12 protein-coding genes, 2 tRNA genes and 3 rRNA genes are annotated in these 18,885 nt (G+C 41.7%); 12 read left to right on the top strand and 5 right to left on the bottom strand.

The features are described 5' to 3' along the window. Positions 1-93 precede the first annotated feature (93 nt). Genes AQ505_RS22120 through AQ505_RS22105 form a run of 4 tightly spaced genes read right to left on the bottom strand, consistent with a single transcriptional unit; the run spans position 94 to position 3,503 of the window. A complete protein-coding gene (locus AQ505_RS22120; protein WP_062550175.1) occupies positions 94-1,008 on the bottom strand; it encodes a type IX secretion system protein PorD in 915 nt (304 codons plus the stop codon). Then, positions 1,008-2,204, bottom strand: coding sequence for a bifunctional phosphopantothenoylcysteine decarboxylase/phosphopantothenate--cysteine ligase CoaBC (gene coaBC, locus AQ505_RS22115; protein WP_062550174.1), 1,197 nt, complete (start codon positions 2,202-2,204; stop codon positions 1,008-1,010). Before coaBC ends, AQ505_RS22120 begins: the two co-directional genes overlap by 1 nt. A gap of 43 nt (positions 2,205-2,247) precedes the next feature. Next, entirely contained in the window at positions 2,248-2,574 is a 327-nt protein-coding gene (locus tag AQ505_RS22110; protein ID WP_062550173.1) for a DNA-directed RNA polymerase subunit omega, read from the bottom strand. After that, positions 2,574-3,503, bottom strand: coding sequence for an outer membrane protein assembly factor BamD (locus tag AQ505_RS22105; protein ID WP_062550172.1), 930 nt, complete (start codon positions 3,501-3,503; stop codon positions 2,574-2,576). Before AQ505_RS22105 ends, AQ505_RS22110 begins: the two co-directional genes overlap by 1 nt. A 375-nt stretch (positions 3,504-3,878) precedes the next feature. On the opposite strand from AQ505_RS22105, the gene AQ505_RS22100 reads away from it, so the two are divergent. Continuing rightward, positions 3,879-6,290, top strand: a complete 2,412-nt coding sequence (locus tag AQ505_RS22100; RefSeq protein WP_197286254.1) for a glycoside hydrolase family 3 N-terminal domain-containing protein — start codon at positions 3,879-3,881, stop codon at positions 6,288-6,290. A gap of 6 nt (positions 6,291-6,296) precedes the next feature. Here AQ505_RS22100 and AQ505_RS22095 read toward each other — a convergent pair whose 3' ends face one another. Beyond that, complete coding sequence (locus AQ505_RS22095; protein WP_157262517.1) at positions 6,297-6,659, bottom strand: DUF5655 domain-containing protein; 363 nt, start codon at positions 6,657-6,659, stop codon at positions 6,297-6,299. Positions 6,660-6,822: 163 nt separating this feature from the next. Between AQ505_RS22095 and AQ505_RS22090 the strand changes: the two genes are divergently transcribed. The 11 genes from AQ505_RS22090 to AQ505_RS22040 all read left to right on the top strand — a co-directional run bounded on the left by AQ505_RS22090 (position 6,823) and on the right by AQ505_RS22040 (position 18,510). Beyond that, complete coding sequence (locus AQ505_RS22090; protein ID WP_062550170.1) at positions 6,823-7,653, top strand: ABC transporter ATP-binding protein; 831 nt, start codon at positions 6,823-6,825, stop codon at positions 7,651-7,653. A gap of 10 nt (positions 7,654-7,663) precedes the next feature. Then, entirely contained in the window at positions 7,664-8,443 is a 780-nt protein-coding gene (locus AQ505_RS22085; RefSeq protein ID WP_062550169.1) for a hypothetical protein, read from the top strand. Between the two features lies 1 nt (position 8,444). Beyond that, positions 8,445-8,822 (top strand): GntR family transcriptional regulator, encoded by a 378-nt coding sequence (locus tag AQ505_RS22080; protein WP_062550168.1) that lies wholly within the window; start codon positions 8,445-8,447, stop codon positions 8,820-8,822. A gap of 36 nt (positions 8,823-8,858) precedes the next feature. Further along, positions 8,859-9,584, top strand: a complete 726-nt coding sequence (locus AQ505_RS22075; RefSeq protein WP_157262515.1) for a hypothetical protein — start codon at positions 8,859-8,861, stop codon at positions 9,582-9,584. 519 nt (positions 9,585-10,103) lie between these two features. Continuing rightward, positions 10,104-10,964, top strand: coding sequence for a DUF6266 family protein (locus AQ505_RS22070; RefSeq protein ID WP_157262513.1), 861 nt, complete (start codon positions 10,104-10,106; stop codon positions 10,962-10,964). An 810-nt stretch (positions 10,965-11,774) separates the two neighbouring features. Further along, positions 11,775-13,296: ribosomal RNA gene (locus tag AQ505_RS22065) — 16S ribosomal RNA — on the top strand. A 175-nt stretch (positions 13,297-13,471) separates the two neighbouring features. Beyond that, a tRNA-Ile gene (locus AQ505_RS22060) sits at positions 13,472-13,545 on the top strand. A gap of 14 nt (positions 13,546-13,559) precedes the next feature. Beyond that, positions 13,560-13,633 (top strand) — tRNA-Ala (locus AQ505_RS22055). A 218-nt stretch (positions 13,634-13,851) separates the two neighbouring features. Beyond that, a 23S ribosomal RNA gene (locus AQ505_RS22050) occupies positions 13,852-16,731 on the top strand. A gap of 146 nt (positions 16,732-16,877) precedes the next feature. Then, positions 16,878-16,989 (top strand): 5S ribosomal RNA (rrf, locus tag AQ505_RS22045). Together the 16S, 23S and 5S rRNA genes with 2 tRNA genes alongside form the textbook arrangement of a ribosomal RNA operon. 399 nt (positions 16,990-17,388) lie before the next feature. Next, positions 17,389-18,510, top strand: a complete 1,122-nt coding sequence (locus tag AQ505_RS22040; protein ID WP_062550165.1) for a Fic family protein — start codon at positions 17,389-17,391, stop codon at positions 18,508-18,510. Positions 18,511-18,885: the final 375 nt, after the last annotated feature.

The raw sequence follows: 18,885 nt of genomic DNA, 5'->3' as shown, positions 1-18,885 counted from the left end.
TTCTATAAAAAAAATGAGAAATTGTACTAAATACCTGTTGAGTAGGCTATTAACTGCGTTATTGTAAGCGCTGTTAGCTCCTTTGTATAGGTGTTATAGGCCTTGTTTAGCCGGCTTTAAGCCCTCGTATTTGTTGAGGTTTGCAGGATCGATTTCTGAGAGCAGCTGATAAGCAGCGATTCTTTCCTGAGGATTGCCAAGGGAAAGGACGCTCACCAACTCATCTGCCTTAGTAGAAAAATAAACGTTTGGAAAGATGGACCCTATTTTTTGACGGTCCATTTTTGTGAGGCTGGAAAGATAGGTAATGATCTTTTTTGTGCCCTTGTCCTGGTCTTGCTGCAGCCTGTCCAGGCCATTAAAATGATAGTTAAAGATAAAACCCCTCAGCTCTTCAAAACTATTGTCGAGTAGGTTCTGGTTTAGCCAGTAACGGTTTCTTAAGCCATCTGAGGCCTTCCATCCATTGTTGCCGGATGCTTGTGCCAGATTTAAGGTGTTTTGTGCCTTAATAAAATAGGGGCTGCCACCTAGGTAGCTAAAACTATCTTTATCAAGTCCAATAATGGTATGCGCATAGAAACCTAATAAAGAACTTAAGTTGGAAATGAAGTTCAGGTCTGAGTAATCAAGTGCCGACCCTTCATTATAATTGAAATCAAAATCTTTATCGCTGATGTTTAGAATGGTGCTGTTGTAAGCGCTGCCATAAACCGGTCTGCTGGATTGGATTTGTGCTTCTGCTTTATAGCCGGAGCCGCCATCCCAGGCCGTTACTGTAATCACGAAATTAGTCTCTATCCGCTCATTTGGCAGGTAAGTCTCATTCGTCCACTTATTATTGTTTAAAAAGTCTCTGATGGTATTTTGGAGGATCTCTACGTTCCGCTTATTCACATTCGGAACAGTAGGAGCAGTCACCGTAACCCGTACATTCAGCTCCTGAGCATGAACTGCAGCCTGACTAAAAAGAAAAACAATAAAGAAGAGGAGAGAACGCTTTTTCATTAATGAACCAGTTTTAGTATTTCATTGCAAATATCCTTTGCCACTTCCGTCTTCGATTTGGTTTCAAAAACGGTTTTTTCACCTGCTTTATTAAATATAGTGATTTTATTGGTATTCACTTTAAATCCAGCACCTTTGTCGTTCAGGGAATTGAGGACAATCAGGTCCAGGTTTTTCTTGCTGAGTTTTCCTTTGGCATAAGCCTCTTCGTTCTCAGTCTCTAAGGCGAAGCCTACTAAAATCTGATCTGCAGATTTGACTTGTCCGAGAGTAGCCAGAATATCTGTGGTCTTTTTAAGCTCCAGACTAAATTCTGCACTATTTTTCTTGATCTTCTGATCTGCGGCAGTCACCGGAGTATAATCTGCTACAGCGGCGCTCATCACCATAATATCCGTTTGAGGAAAAGCATTTTTGCAGGCCGACAGCATATCAGCCGCACTCACCACATCTATCCTTTTTAAGGTACTGTTGGTTTTTTCAGCAGTAGGCCCGGTGATCAGTGTAACAGTCGCACCCAAAGAAGCAAATACATCCGCAATGGCAAATCCCATTTTCCCGGAAGAATGGTTGCCAATAAAACGAACCGGATCAATGGCTTCATAAGTAGGACCGGCAGTAACCAGCACTTTTTTACCCAATAAAGGAAGTCCTTTTTTCGCAGCCTCATTTAAAAAGGAAAGAATATCTTCTGGTTCAGCCATTCTACCAGCGCCATATAAGCCGCTTGCCAGTTCCCCATCACCAGGAGGGATCACCTGATTTCCATAAGAAAGCAGCTTTCCTATATTCTGCTGCGTACTTTCATGTTTCCACATATCCAGATCCATTGCCGGAGCAACAAAAACAGGGCATTTGGCAGATAAGTATACGGCAGATAAAAGGTTGTCACAGATTCCTGTAGCCATTTTAGCCAAAGTATTCGCACTTGCTGGTGCAACTATCATGAAATCAGCCCAAAGGCCCAACTCCACATGGTTGCTCCATACACCGGTTTCGGCATCGAAGTATTGCGTATATACAGGGTTTTTTGAAAGGGTAGCCAGGGTGAGCGGAGTAATGAAATTCGCCGCATCGGCTGTAAGGATAACTTTAACGTTTGCGCCAGCCTTTACCAGTAACCTGACCAGTATCGCTGATTTATATGCTGCAATGCTGCCGCAAACGCCAAGAATTATATTTTTATTTTCTAGCATAGTTTTTTAATGCATGAATGCAGTGGAATACCTATGCCTGATCTTATTGCTGCTCTTTAGCAGGGTTTCTGTAGTAAATTTTGTCATTAAGAAACTCATCAATAGCAATTAAGCTAGGCTTAGGCATACGCTCATAATGCTTACTGATTTCGATTTGTTCCCTGTTTTCAAAGATCTCTTCCAGGTTGTCATTTGAAGAAGCAAACTCAGCTAATTTACCGTGTAACTCTTCTTTAATGTTGTTAGAAATCTGATTAGCCCTTTTAGAAATAATTACTAAAGACTCATAGATATTCTCAGTTTTCTGATCTAAATCATTAACATTTCTAGTAACCGTAGTATTCGGTACAGCAGGTTTATTCGTGTTCATTATTTGATGGGGGTTTTAATTGTATTATTGGTACTATCCGCCTTAGCTTCTTTCGCCAACATGGCTTTATATTTTTCCTGATTCTTTTGGAATTCAGCAATAACGCGTTTTGCGTGCTCGATACCAGCCTCACTGTCTTCTTTTAAAGACTTGGCTGCATCTAGTAATTTACTCTCTGGATGCGATTCTATAAACTCATTTGCATAAGTAATCGCTTCATTGTAACGGTCTTCCTGACGGATTTCAATACTGTTTTTTGCATAGTTGTATTGAGATTTTACGATCAATAAGTCCATTTCCTCTGCATATTTAATATCAGGATAATCAATCTGCGCATTCTTTAATGCGATCACCGCTGATTTATAGTTGCTGATGTCATAGCCGCCTAAATCAAAATATAATCTGGCATTGTCATAAGCTTTCGTCTCTAACTTTCCACGTAAAATGGCAATGTATTTTGTCGCATCCGCTACACGCTCACTTCTTGGATAAAAGTTGATGAACAGCTGTAAAGCGTCAATTGCTGCCCTCGTATTTGCCTGATCTAAAGAAGATTTTGGCGACTCCAAGTAGTAACAGTAAGCGCCCAGATACCTGCATTCTTCTGCATATTTACTGGTCGGATAAGTATCCGCAAATGATTTAAATTGGTATCTTGCAGTGGTGTAATCTCTTAATTTGTAAAGGGTTAGGGCGTAGTAGTAGTTCAAGTCCTCTGCTTCCGCTCTACCTCTGTATTTCTGTGAAAGGTCTTCAAAAAGAATAATCGCTTTCGAATAATTCTTCTTGTTGTAGAGCTTCATGGCCTCCTGATATTTTTTGGCTACATCATTGCTCAATCTGATCTTTTCAAACTGGCTTTTGCAACCCGCGATAGTCAGGGCTATAATGGTGAAACTTAATAGTAATACGTGTTTAATTTTAAACATTCTGCAAAGATAAGTTAATAATACGATAACGTCAATTAAAAATAATAGGACGCTAAGCTATGTAAAGCGATTCATCCTGTCAAACCCTTAACATAATTTAACAAATGAGATTCCTTAAAAGCATCCGCCAATGCGGTAAAGCGGATTAAATATACGTATTTCTCCTGATTTTTAACAGTTAATCAGGATCATGATCCAAAAAATATTACCGCAATTGGAACCTCACCTTTCCGGAGGGAATAAAAACAAGTAAATGAGACAAATGCTGGTTTCCTCTGGTTTCTGTATTGCCAATATAGTTGATCGTTTAGCCAGTAACAAATCGATTAATTCTGCTAATTTAGTCGGATTTACAACCAAGTATAGCCCTTGCCAATGATGATGAAAAAGACGCTGATTGTTGCCGCTGCACTCTTGTCCTTACAGAGTGTGTCCTATGCCCAACATCAAAACATTTACAGGAAAAACTGGATTGACTTTAATAAAAACGGGAAGAAGGACATCTTCGAAGACCCTGCTCAGGATATTGAAAAGCGGGTGGCCGACCTGCTTTCCCAAATGAATGTGGAAGAGAAAACCTGTCAGATGGCCACACTATATGGCTATGGAAGGGTATTAAAAGATGAAATGCCAACTGCCGAATGGAAAACAAAGGTCTGGAAAGACGGCATAGCTAATATTGACGAAGCTTTAAACAGTCTCGCCTATAATAAAAAGGCCGAAACGAAATATTCTTACCCCTTTAGCAGGCATGCAGATGCGATAAATACCCTTCAAAAATGGTTTATCGAAGAAACCAGGATGGGGATTCCAGTAGATTTTACCAATGAAGCCATCCATGGATTATGCCATGATCGGGCCACCCCATTACCCGCACCCATCAATATCGGGAGTACCTGGAATAAAGCCATGGTGCGACAAGCCGGTTCAATTGTAGGAAGAGAAGCAAAAGCGCTGGGATACACCAATGTCTATGCGCCGATTCTGGATCCGGCAAGAGACCAGCGATGGGGTAGAGTGGTAGAATGCTATGGTGAAAATCCTTATCATATCGCCGAACTCGGTAAACAAATGGTGTTAGGAATCCAGGAAAATGGCGTGGCTGCTACTTTAAAGCACTTTGCAGTCTACAGTATCCCTAAAGGTGGCAGAGATGGACATGCGCGTACCGATCCTCATGTGGCACTTCGTGAATTACACCAGATTCATCTATATCCATTCAGAAGAGTCCTGCAGGAAGCCGCCCCAATGGGGGTAATGAGCAGCTATAACGATTATGATGGTGTTCCCATTACCGGAAGTCATTATTTCCTGACGGAATTACTGAGAGAAAAATATGGTTTTAAAGGGTATATCGTTTCTGATAGCGAAGCCGTAGAATACATTTATTCTAAGCATCACGTGGTGGACGATTATAAAGGTGCCGTAAAGCAAGCAGTAGAAGCAGGTCTGGATGTGCGGACCAATTTTACCATGCCTGAAGAATACATCATGCCTTTAAGAGCATTGATCAAAGAAGGTCGTGTGTCCATGAAAACGATCGACGAGCGGGTAGGAAATGTGCTGCGCGTTAAATTCAGATTAGGTCTTTTTGACCAGCCTTATGTGCAGGATACCAAAGGCTCAGACAAATTGGTACATACCGTAGAAGATGAAGCGTTTTCCGCACAGCTGAGCAGGGAATCATTGGTTCTACTAAAAAATGAAGGAAACCTATTGCCTTTAACATTGAAAAATGTGAAGAAAATCATGGTAACTGGACCGTTAGCCGCAGAACAAAATTATACGACCAGCAGATATGGTCCTTCAAATAATCCGATTACCTCTGTGCTTGACGGGCTGAAAAAATATGTGGGTACTGCAGCAAGGGTGAATTATGTGAAAGGCTGCGAAATTATCGACCCAACCTGGCCGGAAAGTGAGATCATTCCAACGCCATTAACTGCCGAAGAACAAGCAGGTATAGATGCCGCAGTGGCAGAAGCGAAGTTATCGGATGTGATCATTGCAGTAGTAGGAGAAGATGAAAAGCGTGTGGGAGAAAGTCTGAGCCGTACCGGATTGAACCTTCCCGGCAGACAATTACAGTTGTTAATGGCCCTGCATGCCACCGGTAAACCAGTCGTGATGGTGATGATCAATGGACAGCCACTCACCATCAATTGGGAAAATAAAAATCTGCCCGCCATATTGGAAGCCTGGTTTCCTGGTCCGCAAAGTGGAAATATCATTGCAGAAACTTTGTTCGGCGACTATAATCCGGGAGGTAAATTGCCCATTACTTTTCCTAAATCCATTGGCCAGCTGGAATACAACTTTCCTTTTAAACCTGCATCTCAAGCCGGACAACCGAGCAGTGGTAATAATGGATACGGTAAAACCAGCGTTAATGGTGCTTTGTATCCTTTTGGTTATGGCTTAAGCTATACCAATTTCGAATATACTAACCTTAAAGTGAAGCAAAGCACGCAGCAAGCGGGATCTGTAATTGAAGTAACAGTAGATGTAAAAAACATAGGAAGACGTAAAGGTGATGATGTCGTACAGCTGTACCTGAAAGATATGGTGAGCAGTGTAACTACTTATGACTCCGATTTGCGGGGTTTTGAAAGAATAGGATTGCTGCCAGGAGAACAAAAAATCGTCCGTTTTGTGCTCAATCCAGACGACTTGTCTATTCTTGATAAGGACATGAACTGGAGGGTAGAACCCGGTAAATTCCGCGTGATGATCGGCCATTCCTCCGAAGACATTAAATTAAAAGAAGAATTTAATATCCTTCCTTAGGGGAGCTTATCTCCCTTTTTCATAAGCCATTTTTAGGAAAGTTCGAACTTCTTCATTCAGATCTTCCAATTGATATATCCGCAGGTGATGATTGTAATCATCACCTGCAGGTACCTTTTTGATTTTTCGGAAGCAATAATTATCCTCATAGCCTTGCTTAAATGGGAGCACCACATCTATAAAGTCTTTGCCTATTTGAATGACATAAGCAAAGTTTACCCGGTTAGAAATGGAAATCATCGTTTTGGCAGCATGTAGATTTACATCGCCAATCTCCTGAAATGAGCCAAGCAACCCTTCGAATAGCGCAATACTATGTGCTGACTTATTTTGTAAAAATGAGGAAATTCCGCTGTTTTTGTTGGTCATAGGTTTAATAATTTGTGCCCTTTTGTTTGAAATCAAGTTAAATATACCTAAATGCCCGGTTTTCATCACCGTAAAAATTTTTTCACATAAATAATTTGAATAACTCAAATTATTCTCTAGATTTACAGTGTACTAGTTAGCTAGTACACTAAACTTTAACGCTATGATAGAAATCTCTAACCTGACTTTTGGATACAGCAAAAAGAAACTGTTATTTAAAAATCTCAATCTAAAACTTCAAATGGGCCATATCTACGGGCTCCTTGGAAAAAACGGAGCAGGTAAATCCACATTGCTTAAAAACCTTGCTGGTTTGGTATTCCCACAGGAAGGACTTTGTAAACTTAAAGGCTATCGCGCAGCAGACCGTTTACCAGGTTTTCTTCAGGAACTGTTTTTTATTCCTGAAGAAATTTATCTGCCAGGAACCACAGCAATTCAATTTGCCCAAAGTACAGGCCATTTCTACCCTAAATTTGATGAAGCCTATTATTACCGGATGCTGTCCGAATTTGATGTGCCACATAGCAGTGTATTGAACAAGCTTTCTTTTGGCCAACAGAAAAAAGTAATGATTGCTTTTGGTCTGGCAACAAATACCACGCTGCTAATTATGGATGAGCCAACCAATGGTTTAGACATTCCTTCTAAAACGAAATTCAGGAAGATCATTGCAGCAGCATTATCAGAGGAACGCTGTATCATCATTTCTACCCATCAGATCAGAGATTTGGATAGCCTGATTGATAGCCTATTGATCGTTCATGAACAAGAGATTGTATTGAACAGAAGCCTCGATGAAATTGCTGAAAAAATTCATTTTAGCAGTACAGCGCCAGTAGACAAGGAGACGATTATCTATGAAGAAGCACACAGAATAGGTTTGAATACCATGAGCATCAATGTGAAAGAAGCTTTCAGTAAAGTGGATATGGAACTCCTTTTTAGTGCAATCATTAGTGATCATAAATCAGTTACAAACCATTTAAACTAAAATACGCCTCATGAACAATATATTTAGTCTCCGGAGATTTTCACAGCTTTTCATTAAGCATAGTCAGGAATATTTTAAAACTTATCTTTTATCTGTAACGGTACTATTGGCCTTATTGGCCACCGTACTAGGTTTCACTTCTTATTTAAGTGGTGGTAACCTGGGCATTAAAAGTCAGTATGCCATTTTCTTCTTTTTCATTATAGGCGCTGGATCGATCTTTACGAGTATGGTTTTCTCGGACCTGGGCAATAGCAGGAAGTCAATTGCAATGATGACCTTACCAGCATCGCATTTCGAGAAGTATTTGGTGGCCTGGCTGTACTCTTTTGTAATTTACCAATTGATTTTTTTACTGAGTTTCTATGCGGTAGATCTTGTGGTTTTGAACTTGCAGAATTCTGGAATGACTGGGAAAATAACCTTGCTGGACTTACAAAACCCCGATACTCCTTATGGCATGGCGCTGGTTACTTTCTCCATGATTCATAGTATGGCTTTTCTTGGTGCGGTATCTTTTGAAAAATTACACTTTATAAAAACAGCAAGCTTGGTTTCGCTCATCTGTCTGCTGCTTATTCTGATCAACCATCCTTTAGCAACTACAATTTTAGGAGTGGATTTAGATAAGGTTGTACCTTTAGGCGAATTGCGCATTAAAGAAGGAGAAAGCTATTTTAACATTCAGGCACAATCATCTGTTAGACCGATTATTCAGGGAATGGCTTACACATTTACCCTGATCTTATGGATAGGAACTTATTTTAAATTGAAAGAAAAACAGGTGTAAAATGGAATTTAGGGAGAATGAAGCGATATATCTGCAGATTGCAGCTTATGTCGGAGAACACATCGTGCTGGGTAAATGGCCTTTGGATCAGAAGATTCCATCGGTCAGGGATTTGGCAGTAGAACTACAGGTTAATCCCAATACAGTGCTCAGGGCTTATGAATTTCTGCAGAATAAAGAAGTGATTGTCAACAAACGTGGAATCGGTTTCTTTATCGCTGCAGATGCAGAAATGAAAATAAAGGAATATAGTAAAGAACGTTTTCTTGGGAATGCACTTCCTGAATTTTTCAAAAACATTTATCTGCTGGACATCAGTATGAAGGAGATTGAAGAAAGGTTCGAGCAGTTTAAAGCAGCACATTACCAACAGGATTAATAGAACTGAGACCATCAACCATAAAATTATACATACATGAAAACAAGTAACATGTTGATCATTGCCGCTATTATCGTCACTTTAGGGATGTTAACTACCTATAACTTCTCTTTAAAGGCCGCTTATCAAGCTGGTGAATATAAAAACCGCTTTCATGAAAGCGAGTTTACAGAAATTAAGAATATTGAAACATTGAAGGTAACTGCAGCCAATTTAATGGCAATTGTAGTAGAACCTGGACAGAAAGAAGGAATCTGGATTAGGAATAGAATCAAAGACCGGCTGGTATTAAAACAAGAGGGAAATGATTTAACGATTGGTCTGACAGATGAAGCCAGAAAAACCTCCAGGAGCATTGGTGAAGATGATATTGTCTTGGTGGTAAATAACTTAACCAAGTTGAATACGAAGGCTTTCTTCTTAGATAAAACTGAGGTGACAGATGGAAAAAGATATGGAGGAGGTGTGAATTTGAAAGGTATTAAAGCTGGAAGTCTTGAGCTGGAGATAGGCTCAGGAACAGCGGTATCCATGAATAAAGTAGTGCTCAACACCTTAAAAGCGATGGTAGGCCTGGGAGGTGATCTTGCTGTGCTCGACCTGGATTCGGCTAATCAGATTGAATTTGCAGATTTTGAAATACCAGGAGCAAGCAGACTGGTGTTGAACAATCCTAAAATCGTAAAGACGAGGTATAATTTGTCAGATGTAGCAACTGTGACTTTAAATGGTGCTGCATTACAGGTCATCAAAAATCAATAAACCAGGGATATTAATTTAAGGATTTCTATTTAAGGGTTCATGCGAAGCGCATGAACCCTTTTTTATTAGATGTTAGATTCTTGCAGTGTAAAAGTGCTGGAAAACTGGTGAGAGTGCTTGTAGATAATAGGGTTTTGAGCTGGTTTTGAATCGGAGTTGATGGGGCCTCCGCCGGTCTTATGCCCGGTCTATGCCTTTTCAAAGTTTACTCATCCTTTTTGATATAACCACAGTTCCCAATGAATTTCCTACCAATCTGTTTTAGCTTATTATCTCCAGGCTCGTTCAATTCCATTGAGTTGCAAGGTGTAATTCTTCCTATTTGATGTCACACCTTTCTCCTGCTCATCTGTCTATGCTTTTTTTGGATAACTGTCTGCGGTGTTTTTTAGCTTAAAACGACCTTTAAAGTAGTTGTATGCCTGTGTTTTACGTAATTCTTGAATTGTTTGTAGTTTGTTGTTTTCTCGGACTATTATGTCCAATTTGCCTGGAGTAAAAAACTTAAATTTTAAAATTATGGCAATTTCAAGAAATGGCATACATGGCTGGCCAAGCGGTAAGCTAGGTAGAGTGGTGTATTATATGTTAAGAGGTCAACCTGTTCAGAGATCCATCGGTAAACCAGGGAAACCTAGTCTGAAACAAAAGGCTAACCACGAGTCTATGGCGGTAGTGACGCATTTTCTGGGACATTTTAAAGAATATCTGAACAATGGTTTTGAACTGGAAGCGCGTGGAACGATTAGAAATCAACATAATCTTGCCATTTCCTACAATAAGAAAAATGCATTGAAGGGGGAATATCCGAACGTCAGCATTGATTATGCTAAAGTACAACTCAGTAAGGGCAGTCTAACGAACCCTGAAAGTGTAGGTATGAAAAAGGTAGAAGGAGGTTTACAAATCAGTTGGAATCCTTTGGTCCAATATGAAAAGGGAGAACTATATGACGATTGTTTACAGTTGGCAGTATATCTTCCAGAAAGGAAAGCCCAAATAATCGAATTGAATTTTTCTAAAAGGGGAATTGGGACTGCTTTCTTACCTGTAAACGAGGATAAGCTGGAGTCATCTATGGAAGTATATCTGTTTTTAAGTGCTGCAAATCATACTTCAGTGTCGGATACCTTATATGTGGGCAACCTGAATGGTACCTGGGAGAAGCCTGGTAGTAGAAAATGTGAAGAAAATCCTGTAGAGGATCTGGGAACAAATCTTCGATTTGAGCAAGTAAAAGAACAATACGGGCTGCAAATGAAGTTAAAGCCTGAAGACAGATTGCCGCGGAAAGCTTTCAACAGTTTGGAAAAGGAATACCTGGTGCTTATGAACAGGTACGAGTCTATTTCCAGGGACCGAAAAAATAAGCCTGTCTAAGATTCTGTAGTATATATATAGTGTGCGCATCCTTAATGCCGTATAGTACTATATGATGGTATGTATTGTGATGTAGCAGCGATGTTGGAGCAGCAGCGAGGAAGGGTATGCTTTTGCTTGATGCTGGAGGAGTTTTAGGAATGAATTTACCTGGATTCGCTAAGTTTAGCTCTTATCTTATCAAGATCGACTGGCCTGGAATAAGGTTATAGATGCTTTTTCTTTTAGTTTAGGAAGATGTGGAAGGATATTTGATTTTTTTTAATGCCTTTAACTCTGTAATTCATGTAGTTAGCTTTGCGATACAATTATAAGGGTAATATTGTTTGCAGAGCCGGTTAATTTTCCTACTTTTGCATCCCGCTTCGGAGGAAGGGTTTGAGTGAAAGAGATACAGAGAGAAGATTTGAAAGATTGCAGTAGGAGTTCGTTAAAGTCGGTTTTGCCGGTTTAACCACCAGAAAAACAAAAAGATTTATTTTTCAAATAAAGCTTGACAATAACAAAAAGATTTCTACCTTTGCAGTCCCAACAAAAACGGGGGGTTACCAAACGGAGTTTGATAACAAAACAAAAAAGACTGAAACAATCGAAATTCGATTGCAACATATAAAGAAGATCCGTGAGGTGATTCGAGAAGTTCATTAAAGAGATGTCATTTATAAACGTAGCGAGGTACAGATAGTACAGTTTCAAAGTACATGAAAACCAAAGCTATTATTTCGAGTCAGAAACTGACAGACAATACAAAAAAGAATAAAGACTATTATTAACAAGTTAAGAATGGTCAGCGTTCAAACAAAACATTTTACAATGGAGAGTTTGATCCTGGCTCAGGATGAACGCTAGCGGCAGGCCTAATACATGCAAGTCGAACGATACCGAGAGGCTTGCTTCTCGGGAAAGTGGCGCACGGGTGCGTAACGCGTATGCAACCTACCTCAATCAGGGGGATAGCCCGAAGAAATTCGGATTAACACCGCATAAAATCACAGGATAGCATTATCTAATGATCAAATATTTATAGGATTGAGATGGGCATGCGTGTCATTAGTTAGTTGGCGAGGTAACGGCTCACCAAGACCACGATGACTAGGGGATCTGAGAGGATGACCCCCCACACTGGTACTGAGACACGGACCAGACTCCTACGGGAGGCAGCAGTAAGGAATATTGGTCAATGGAGGCAACTCTGAACCAGCCATGCCGCGTGCAGGAAGACAGCCCTCTGGGTCGTAAACTGCTTTTATTCGGGAATAAACCTACTTACGTGTAAGTAGCTGAATGTACCGAAGGAATAAGGATCGGCTAACTCCGTGCCAGCAGCCGCGGTAATACGGAGGATCCAAGCGTTATCCGGATTTATTGGGTTTAAAGGGTGCGTAGGCGGCTTATTAAGTCAGGGGTGAAAGACGGTGGCTCAACCATCGCAGTGCCCTTGATACTGATGAGCTTGAATACACTAGAGGTAGGCGGAATGTGACAAGTAGCGGTGAAATGCATAGATATGTCACAGAACACCGATTGCGAAGGCAGCTTACTATGGTGTCATTGACGCTGAGGCACGAAAGCGTGGGGATCAAACAGGATTAGATACCCTGGTAGTCCACGCCCTAAACGATGAATACTCGCTGTTAGCGATACACAGTTAGCGGCTAAGCGAAAGCGTTAAGTATTCCACCTGGGGAGTACGGTCGCAAGATTGAAACTCAAAGGAATTGACGGGGGCCCGCACAAGCGGAGGAGCATGTGGTTTAATTCGATGATACGCGAGGAACCTTACCCGGGCTTGAAAGTTAGTGAATCATTTAGAGATAGATGAGTGAGCAATCACACGAAACTAGGTGCTGCATGGCTGTCGTCAGCTCGTGCCGTGAGGTGTTGGGTTAAGTCCCGCAACGAGCGCAACCCCTATGTTTAGTTGCCAGCACGTTAAGGTGGGGACTCTAAACAGACTGCCTGTGCAAACAGAGAGGAAGGAGGGGACGACGTCAAGTCATCATGGCCCTTACGTCCGGGGCTACACACGTGCTACAATGGATGGTACAGAGGGCAGCAAGCTGGCAACAGCAAGCAAATCTCAAAAAGCCATTCACAGTTCGGATAGAGGTCTGCAACTCGACCTCTTGAAGTTGGATTCGCTAGTAATCGCGTATCAGCAATGACGCGGTGAATACGTTCCCGGGCCTTGTACACACCGCCCGTCAAGCCATGGAAGTTGGGGGTACCTAAAGTATGTAACCGCAAGGAGCGTCCTAGGGTAAAACCGATAACTGGGGCTAAGTCGTAACAAGGTAGCCGTACCGGAAGGTGCGGCTGGAATACCTCCTTTCTGGAGTAGTTCAGACTACTCGCTACGTAAATGATATAAATGACAATAAAATCTCAAAAGAAAAACCCATAGAATGAAGCATCATAAGTGTTTCTGACTAAGCGAGGGAGTGGATGAGGCTACAGGGATTGTGAATGAGACACCTCAGAACAATTACCGAAGCTGAATTTAACCTAGTCCCGTAGCTCAGTTGGTTAGAGCACTACACTGATAATGTAGGGGTCAGCAGTTCAAATCTGCTCGGGACTACAAATATATTCTAAGGGGGATTAGCTCAGCTGGCTAGAGCGCCTGCCTTGCACGCAGGAGGTCAACGGTTCGACTCCGTTATTCTCCACATTACCCGGTCTAAATACGAGAGGCCATAAATATAGTTGCCAGTAGGCAATTAGGGGAACTAAAGTTCTTTGACATATTGGAAGAAGTTAATAAAGAAGAGCAAACAACAATAGAGACGTTGTTAGCTTTTAGGGATAGAGTAAGTAATTACGACAAACCGATAAGATAACGACAATCAAAAAAAGCATTTCCATAGGCGCAAAAGGCTATGGAGAGAAGAAAGTAAATAAGAGCACACAGGGGATGCCTTGGCTCTCAGAGGCGATGAAGGACGTGATAAGCTGCGATAAGCTTCGGGTATTAGCAAATATGAATTAATCCGGAGATTTCCGAATGGGGAAACCTGGCTAGTTGAAGACTAGTCGTACAATGTACGCAAACCTGCCGAACTGAAACATCTAAGTAAGCAGAGGAAGAGAAAATAATAATGATTTCCTAAGTAGTGGCGAGCGAACGGGAAAGAGCCCAAACCAGTTATGTTACGGCATAGCTGGGGTTGTAGGACTACGATATGGCATTAATGAAATGAAGTGGAACAGGATGGGAAGCCTGGCAATATAGAGTGAGAGCCTCGTACACGTAAGTAACATTAGTCTAGTAGTATCCTGAGTACCGCGAGGTCGGAGACGCCTTGTGGGAATCTGCCGGCACCATCCGGTAAGGCTAAATACTCCTGAGAGACCGATAGTGAACCAGTACCGTGAGGGAAAGGTGAAAAGAACCCCGAACAGGGGAGTGAAATAGAACCTGAAACTGTGTGCTTACAAGCGGTCGGAGCGTCCAGGTGGCGTGACGGCGTGCCTTTTGCATAATGAGCCTACGAGTTACTCTTCTCTGGCAAGGTTAAGTGTTTAAGACACGCAGCCGCAGCGAAAGCGAGTCTGAATAGGGCGTATAGTCAGGGGAGGTAGACGCGAAACCTTGTGATCTACCCATGGACAGGTTGAAGGTGCGGTAACACGTACTGGAGGACCGAACCGATAAACGTTGAAAAGTTTCCGGATGATCTGTGGGTAGGGGTGAAAGGCTAATCAAACTGGGAAATAGCTCGTACTCCCCGAAATGTTTTTAGGAACAGCGTGGTGGTTAAGTTATATAGAGGTAGAGCTACTGATTGGGTGCGGGGGAGTCAAATCCTACCAAATCCAGACAAACTCCGAATGCTATATAATATACACTGCAGTGAGGCCCGGGGTGCTAAGGTCACGGGCCGAGAGGGAAAGAACCCAGACCATCAGCTAAGGTCCCCAAGTTATAGTTAAGTTGAACTAACGAGGTCCGATTGCATAGACAGCTAGGATGTTGGCTTGGAAGCAGCCATTCATTTAAAGAGTGCGTAACAGCTCACTAGTCGAGCGATCGGGCATGGATAATAAACGGGCATTAAACTATACACCGAAGCTATGGGTAATATTAAATATTACGGTAGGGGAGCATTCCAGCGGCAGCGAAGTTATGACGTAAGTTGTGGTGGAGCTTCTGGAAAAGCAAATGTAGGCATAAGTAACGATAAGGCGGGAGAGAAACCCGCCCACCGAAAGGATAAGGTTTCCTGATCAACGCTAATCGGATCAGGGTTAGTCGGGGCCTAAGGAGAACCCGAAGGGGAAATTCGATGGACAACTGGTTAATATTCCAGTACTTTTTATAACTGCGATGTGGGGACGGAGTAGTGACACTGCCGCGATCTGACGGAATAGATCGTTAAAGGGCGTAGGTATTAGGACTGTAGGCAAATCCGCAGACCTAGCTGAAACCCGATAGTACTGCAAACCTTCGGGGGCGTAGATAGCGCAGGTAATCAGACTTCCAAGAAAAACCGCTAAGCTTCAGGTTATAAAAACCCGTACCGCAAACCGACACAGGTATCCGGGAAGAGAATTCTAAGGTGCTCGAGTGAATCATGGCTAAGGAACTCGGCAAAATGGCCCTGTAACTTCGGGAGAAGGGGCGCTGGTAGCAATATCAGCCGCAGTGAAAAGGCCCAGGCGACTGTTTAACAAAAACACATGGCTTTGCAAAATCGAAAGATGAAGTATAAGGCCTGACACCTGCCCGGTGCTGGAAGGTTAAGAGGGGATGTCATCTGTTAAAGGAGAAGCATTGAATCGAAGCCCCAGTAAACGGCGGCCGTAACTATAACGGTCCTAAGGTAGCGAAATTCCTTGTCGGGTAAGTTCCGACCTGCACGAATGGTGTAACGATCTGGGCGCTGTCTCAGCCATGAGCTCGGTGAAATTGTGGTCCCGGTGAAGACGCCGGGTACCCGCAACGGGACGGAAAGACCCCATGCACCTTCACTACAATTTAACATTGACATTGGATACAAGATGTGTAGGATAGGTGGGAGACTGTGAAGCGGCATCGCTAGGTGTTGTGGAGTCAACGTTGAAATACCACCCTTTTTGTATTCGGTGTCTAACCCCTTTCGGGGGGACATTGTTTGATGGGTAGTTTGACTGGGGTGGTCGCCTCCAAAAAGGTAACGGAGGCTTTCAAAGGTAAGCTCAATACGCTTGGTAACCGTATGAGGAGTGCAATAGCATAAGCTTGCTTGACTGTGAGGCAGACAAGCCGAGCAGGGTCGAAAGACGGATATAGTGATCCGGTGGTTCTGCATGGAAGGGCCATCGCTCAAAGGATAAAAGGTACGCTGGGGATAACAGGCTGATCTCCCCCAAGAGCTCATATCGACGGGGAGGTTTGGCACCTCGATGTCGGCTCGTCACATCCTGGGGCTGGAGAAGGTCCCAAGGGTTCGGCTGTTCGCCGATTAAAGTGGCACGCGAGCTGGGTTCAGAACGTCGCGAGACAGTTCGGTCCCTATCTGTTGTGGGCGTAGGAATTTTGAGTGGGGCTGACCTTAGTACGAGAGGACCGGGTTGGACTAACCTCTAGTGAATCTGTTGTTCCGCCAGGGGCATTGCAGAGTAGCTACGTTGGGAATAGATAAGCGCTGAAAGCATCTAAGTGCGAAACTAGCCACGAGATGAGAATTCCATATAGGACCGTAGCAGACTACTACGTTGATAGGTTACAGATGTAAAGGTGGTGACATCAAAGTCGAGTAATACTAATCATCCGAAGCTTTCAAGAGCAATAAACTGTTGTTTGTTCTTCATAATAACTTCTTTCAATAATATGTCACTGTTTGTGGGCCATAGAATATGGTTCGTGTATATGGGAATACCGATAGCTTTTGCTAAGGATACCTGATACGGAAAAGCAAACAATAAAAATATTTAGGTGCCTATATCGGCGGTGTCTACCTCTTCCCATTCCGAACAGAGAAGTCAAGCCCGCCAGAGCCGATGGTACTGCGGTAACACGTGGGAGAGTAGGTCGGTGCCAAATCTTAAAGGAAGCCTGTAGGAAACTACAGGCTTTTCTTGTATACCACCTTTTTTTCTGTTGATGAAGGTTCCATAGCTGTACAGCTGTAATTTCATAACTAAGCCAATCTCTGGCAGATACTTTAGCCCGATCGTCTAATCATTACATAGAATATAATAATATACGCTGCTGGCGATAGTTTTTTTTAATTACAGCCATTTGGGTTAATCACAAAAGTGATGCTCAATACGTTTCTAATAATCCGCTACATCATTTTAAGGCTAGAATTGGAGTTAACCTTAAAAAATCAAAAAGTTAAGGTTAGTTAAGTACCAAGACTTTTTTTTAAGGTCAATATCATAGTATACCTTAAAATATGTAAATTTTAAGGTATACTATGATATTTGTGTATATTTGAATATGGCCTATAAAATAAATGCTGATCGTAATAAACCCTGGAATGATTTACCAGATCTGCCAATAGACAAAAACCTATACGAAGATTTGGAGATTTATAAACAGCTTGGTGAGGCAAAGGCAGCGATAGGCAGGCTGCAGGGGCGGAGCATTGCTATACCTAATCAGGCTTTGCTAATAAATTCTATCAGTTTACAGGAAGCAAAAGCTTCAAGTGCAATTGAAAATATCTTTACTACAGATGATGAACTTTATAAAGCCTATAGTGAAGATGAAGCAAAACAATCAGATGGTCCTACAAAAGAAATTCTTAATTATAGGGAAGCATTATGGCTAGGCTATGATCATCTGAAAATCAGCGGGCAATTTGATAAAGCATATTTTATAAAAATGTACCAGGTAGTTAGCCAGTTTAGCGATGGAATTCGGACGCCCATAGCCCAAATTTACATAAAAGAATCAGGAACTGGGCCAAATGCTGGAAAGGCATCTTATACACCACCGAGAGGGAAGGGAGTTATAGAAGGAAAACTGGACAATCTGATTGATTTTTTAAATGATGATTTGAAATACCCTATTGACCCTCTGATCAAGATGGCAATTGCTCATTTTCAATTTGAGGCAATTCACCCTTTTAGGGATGGAAATGGACGTACTGGTAGAATCTTCAATATTCATTATCTGACAAATAAGAGGTTATTGGATTATCCGATTTTGTTTTTAAGTAGTTATATCATGAAGCATAAGGAAGATTATTATGCAGGATTGTCTGGAATTAGTCAGAGAGGGAACTGGAAAAATTGGCTATTGTATATGCTAAAAGCAATAGAGATCACCTCTGACCTGACTTATCATAAGATTAATGATATTATTTCTGCGCAAGAGGCTATTTTGTCTGCAGTTATTGAAGAAGGAAATATACTTAGACCTGAATCTTTGGTGTCTGCTTTGTTTAGTCAACCATATACCAGGGTAAAACATTTTACGTCGATGGGCTTATATGCTGAGAATACAGCGAGGAAGTATCTGGATCAGCTGACCGGTCTAGAGATTTTAGAGAAAAGAACCATACAGGGTGCTAATTATTACCTGAATTTAGAGCTCTACAGGATTCTTTCTGAGTAAAGAGGTAGGTCGGATCAGTTGTTTTGTGGATTAGCTTTAAGGTGATTCTTTTCTTTCTTCTCTAAATCTTTAGAAGATTTCTATTTTCTTTTACTACTAAACTACTATTTGCTATGGCTTATTGAATAACAGTGCCATTATATATTGGCTTTCAAAGCGGGATCCGAACGTTTGTTTCATTTTTCAAGCACTATGTTAACTTTTGTGTTAATTCTACGTTATTATTTCACTCTGTAATTCATGTAGTTAGCTTTGCGATACAATTATAAGGGTAATATTGTTTGCAGAGCCGGTTAATTTTCCTACTTTTGCATCCCGCTTCGGAGGAAGGGTTTGAGTGAAAGAGATACAGAGAGAAGATTTGAAAGATTGCAG

Source organism: Pedobacter sp. PACM 27299, assembly GCF_001412655.1.
Taxonomy (GTDB): Bacteria; Bacteroidota; Bacteroidia; order Sphingobacteriales; family Sphingobacteriaceae; genus Pedobacter.
This window is presented reverse-complemented; position numbering and strand designations above follow the sequence as displayed.